Raw genomic sequence first — 4,485 nt, forward strand, 5'->3', positions numbered from 1 at the left:
GGATAACCTCGGCGGCGCCGCCAACCCGCTGCTTACCGGCATTATTCTGGCCCACGCCCCGCCGGCCACGTTATTCCTGGTGCTGGTGCTGGCCATGCTGGCCAGCCTTTGGTTGTTCCACCACGGCTTTCGCCATACCCGTCGGGCGCGTTCCGTTACCGGTAGCGAGGGGGGGTAAATACGCTGACGGCGGGGGCTGGCTTGTGGCTGGTTGGTGAGTTTATGTCGCTTCGGCGGGATTTCGCTTGCGGCTGGCGGTTTTGTGTAGGCCGCTTCGGCGGGATTTCGCTTGCGGCTGGCGGTTTTGTGTAGGCCGCTTCGGCGGGATTTCGCTTGCGGCTGCTTGGTGAGTTTATGTCGCCCCGGCGAGGTTTCGCTTGCCAAGCGTTCGGTGGGCATATGTAGCGCCGGGTGCCGGCAAGCGACAAGGAGGGTGGACCGCGCCACCCTCCTTGACCTCCGCGCGTCCGGCAGGTCGCGCGTCGCTACGCGATGCCTTCCGTCGCCCATGCCCCCGTTATGCACCGGCCCGGTTAGCGCTCCCGGCGCCACCGGGCCTTTCGCCGCTCCCAGCGGCTCATGCCGGGGTCACAGGCAACGTCAGCGCGCTCTATGCCGGAATATATGTCGCTGTTTGCTCTATATTTTATGAAGCGATTGCGGCGCTGATGTTTCACCATTTCAGTGAACAGAAAGCAGTAAGAAGTAAGAAGTAAGAAGTCATTTGTGAGCAGTGGGCAGTGGGCAGTGGGCAGTGGGCAGTGGGCAGAAAGATGTACGCGATAATATATTAAATATCAATAACTAAGTAATGAACATCGTTCATTCAAGCTGTGCCGGCGCTCCAAAATCAATTCTGATATTGTTCCCGGTAGGTTCATAGCGCGAAGAACCGCAAAAAACTATTTTCTTGCAGACGATGGTGTTGACGTTGTGCCGGCATAGAGTGCGCCGGCGGCGCGCGTCACGGCTGGATGAGCCGCCGGGAGCGGCGAAAGTCCGGCTTGCGTCTGGAACGCATGCCGGACGGTCCAACAGCCGGGATGCTGCGCTGTCGGGGACCGCGCAGCGGCGCACGACCTGCCGGACGCGCGGAGGTCAAGGAGGGTGGCGCGGTCCACCCTCCTTGTCGCTTGCCGGCACCCGGCGCTACATATACCCACCGAACGCTTGGCAAGCGAAATCCCGCCGAAGCGGCATACGCAAAACCGCCAGCCGCAAGCGAAATCCCGCCAGGGCCGCAGACACTAAACCGCCAGCCGCAAGCGAAACCCCGCCGAAGCGGCATACACTAAACCGCCCGCCGCCGGCGCCCCCCATAGGAAAAACCTTGCCATCATCACAGGCGATCCGCGTCGCCCGCACATGCCATGCGGCTTAAATCACCCCACTTTTTACCAATGCGCCCCTCACCTTTTCCTTCAGCTCTTCCGTCAACGGCGACGCCGGCCATAGCGAATTTACCGCGATATCCACCCCGGTAAGCTGAATTGCATACTTCACCACGTTATAAAACGGCAAATCGTAATTATACAATTCCGGAATATACGACAGACGCTGCTGCAGCTTGACCGCCTGGGCATAATCCTGCTCTTGCCAGGCCCGGTAGATGCCGCAGGTCAGCTGTGGGGCAAAGTTTGCGCTGGCCGGAATGCAGCCGTCGCCGCCGAGGATCAGGGTACCGAACAAATACTCGTCATAGCCGGAAAATACCGCAAAATCAGGGCGCACGGGTTTTACCGCATGGATGGTTTCACGAATATGATTAAGGGTATCGACCGTATCCTTCAGGCCGACAATGTTCGCACAGGTTTCCGCCAGGCGGCGGATTACCGCCACCGGGATCGACTGACCGGTGAGCCCGGGGAAATTATAGATGATAATCGGCAGGCTTAGCGCGTCGGATAAATGCTTATAATGGAGATAAAGATTTTCCTCGCTCAGCGGGTTGTAAAACGGATTGACCGCCACTACCCCATCGGCGCCGATCTTTTGCGCGTGCAGGCCAAAACGGATGGCCTCGCGCGTGCCGGAATGGGCAATGCCGATTAATACCGGTTTGCGCTTGTTGACATACTTGACGCAGAATTCCGCCGTTTGCAAGCGTAGTGCTTCCGACATATGGGCAAACTCACCGGCGCTCCCCAGGAAAAACAGGCCGTTGACGTCAGAGGCAATCAGACTGTCCAGCAGTTTTGCCATGCTGGTTTCATCAAGCTGTTCATCAGCGGTAAAAAGGGTGGGCACGGGCGGAATAACGCCATAAAAGCGTGGAATAGCCATAATAAAGTTTTCTCCTGATCGCGAATTCGCCTGACGAGGATCGTTCGTCAGCTAATGAAGCATATGTGTTAACAGGTTCACCGGGCAAATGCCGTGCGATAGGTCATACATTTAAATCCATCCCCGCTCGCCGGCGCGATTTTCCGCCGCTGAGCTGGTAAGCTACTCCGATCATTTCGTATGGCAGACCGTGAGCGGTAGCACGGTGTGAGAATTAATTGTATGATAAACGCGATTTGAAATAAGGTTGAGATAATGCGCAATATCATCATAAATGGCTGGGCCTTTATCCGTTCCTTCGCCTTGATTTACCTGTGTCTGTTTATCGGCAATTTCCTCTCCGCGCTGCTGCCGATTACCATACCCGGCAGTATCCTGGGCATGCTGATCCTGTTTATCCTGCTTTGCCTGCAACTGCTGCCGCCGTTATGGCTCAAGCCCGGCTGTCATCTGCTGATCCGCTATATGGCGCTGCTGTTCGTGCCGATTGGCGTGGGCGTGATGAACTATTACCACGAGCTGTCGTCGCAGTTCGGGCCGCTGGTGGTGTCTTGCGTTATCAGCACCCTGATGGTTATGGTGGTGGTGGGCTACAGCTCGCATTATATCCATCGTGAACGTCCGGTGGCAGGCCAGCCGCACCCTCCCGAGGAGCTATAATGTTAGCCAATTTCTGGTGGTCGCTGCCGCTGACCCTGGCGGTGTTTTTCGGCGCCCGGCGTCTGGCGGCGAGATTCCGCATGGCGCTGCTCAATCCGCTGCTGATTTCCATGGTGGTGATCATCCCGCTGCTGTTGCTTACCGGTATTCCTTACGCGCGTTATTTTGCCGGCAGTAAAATCCTCAACGACCTGTTGCAGCCGGCGGTGGTGGCGTTGGCCTTTCCTTTGTATGAACAACTGCACCAGATCCGCGCGCGCTGGAAATCCATTATCAGCATCTGTTTCGTCGGCAGCCTTACCGCCATGGTCAGCGGCACCGCCATCGCCCTGTGGATGGGCGCCACACCGGAAATCGCCGCCTCGATCCTGCCTAAATCCGTCACCACGCCGATTGCCATGGCGGTGGCGCAGTCCATTAACGGCGTTCCGGCCATCAGCGCGGTATGCGTGATTTTTGTCGGGATCCTGGGCGCGGTGTTCGGCCATACGCTGTTCAGGCTGCTGCGCATCACCACCAAAGCCTCGCGCGGCCTGGCCATGGGCACCGCGTCCCATGCGCTCGGCACCGCCCGCTGCGCCGAGATGGATTTTCAGGAAGGCGCGTTCAGTTCCCTGGCCCTGGTTATCTGCGGCATTATCACGTCTCTTCTCGCGCCGCTGCTGTTTCCGCTGCTGCTGCGGGCATTCGGCTAACGGCGCCACCAGGCTTACGCGATAAGATATTGATCATATTTATTTAAGCATACAACGACTAAAATGATTCCATAACAAATGGTATGGGAATCATTATGCACGCACGGTTTCTCCCCGCATTGGACGCCATCGCGCCTGCCCTGCGCGCCGCGCTGGCGCATGAACTTGGCCAGGCCGGTTTCAGCGGCTGGCTAAGCGCCGCCCAGGCCGCCAGCCTGATGCGCGCCGGAAAGATGGATGAGGACGCCTTATGTCTGGCGCTGCTGCCCCTGGCCGCCGCCTGCGCCCTGTCGCCGGTGTCGCGGTTTAACGTCGGGGCCGTGGCGCGCGGCGTTAGCGGCAATCTGTATTTCGGCGCCAATATGGAGTTTGTCGGCGCGCCGCTCCAGCAAACGGTGCATGCCGAACAAAGCGCCATCAATCATGCCTGGCTGCGCGGTGAAAAACGCCTGCGCGGCATTACCGTCAACTATACGCCCTGCGGCCATTGCCGGCAGTTTATGAACGAACTGAACAGCGGCACCGACCTGATGATCTACCTGCCGGATCGCTCGCCCGCTACGCTTGGCCATTACCTGCCCGACGCGTTTGGTCCGCGCGATCTGTCAATCCATACCCTGCTGATGGACGGCGTGGATCATCAGTTTGGCATAATGCCCGCCGATGGCCGCGGCGCCAGGACACGGACTCCCTCCGCCGCAACGCCCGCAAAGGCATCGGAGACCTTATCAGGCACGGCGAGCAGGCCGGCACAGCCCACGGAGGCGGAAGGCGCCGCGACACAGGCGGCGGTTCCCAACGCCGGCGCCGCGTCCGCCGGTCCCCTGGCGCAACAGGCGTTGCTGGC

The 4,485-nt window shown here is 59.0% G+C and carries 4 protein-coding genes; 3 read left to right on the top strand and 1 reads right to left on the bottom strand.

What is annotated here, in order from left to right; all coding sequences use genetic code 11:
- Nucleotides 1-1,377: 1,377 nt before the first annotated feature.
- The gene (locus VGC33_RS11560; protein WP_414636923.1) at nucleotides 1,378-2,286 is read right to left on the bottom strand and encodes a dihydrodipicolinate synthase family protein; all 909 of its coding nucleotides are present in this window, start codon (nucleotides 2,284-2,286) and stop codon (nucleotides 1,378-1,380) included.
- Nucleotides 2,287-2,538: 252 nt separating this feature from the next.
- Here VGC33_RS11560 and VGC33_RS11565 point away from each other — a divergent pair, with 252 nt between their 5' ends.
- From VGC33_RS11565 to cdd, 3 genes are all read left to right on the top strand, one after another.
- Nucleotides 2,539-2,943 carry a CidA/LrgA family protein gene (locus VGC33_RS11565; RefSeq protein WP_331120905.1) on the top strand — a complete coding sequence of 135 codons (405 nt, stop codon included), beginning with the start codon at nucleotides 2,539-2,541 and terminating at the stop codon, nucleotides 2,941-2,943.
- On the top strand, nucleotides 2,943-3,638 hold the full coding sequence (locus VGC33_RS11570; RefSeq protein ID WP_331120906.1) for a CidB/LrgB family autolysis modulator: 696 nt from the start codon (nucleotides 2,943-2,945) through the stop codon (nucleotides 3,636-3,638). The genes VGC33_RS11565 and VGC33_RS11570 overlap by 1 nt, the downstream gene beginning before the upstream one ends.
- A 95-nt stretch (nucleotides 3,639-3,733) precedes the next feature.
- Nucleotides 3,734-4,485, top strand: a 752-nt coding sequence (gene cdd / locus VGC33_RS11575; RefSeq protein WP_331120907.1) for a cytidine deaminase, incomplete at its 3' end; no start/stop codon positions are given.

This window comes from Acerihabitans sp., assembly GCF_036398755.1.
Taxonomy (GTDB): Bacteria; Pseudomonadota; Gammaproteobacteria; order Enterobacterales; family Enterobacteriaceae; genus Acerihabitans.

Coding starts and splice junctions, on each gene's coding strand:
- VGC33_RS11565 (WP_331120905.1), top strand. CDS start 2,539: ATGCGCAATATCATCATAAATGGCTGGGCCTTTATCCGTTCCTTCGCC.
- VGC33_RS11570 (WP_331120906.1), top strand. CDS start 2,943: ATGTTAGCCAATTTCTGGTGGTCGCTGCCGCTGACCCTGGCGGTGTTT.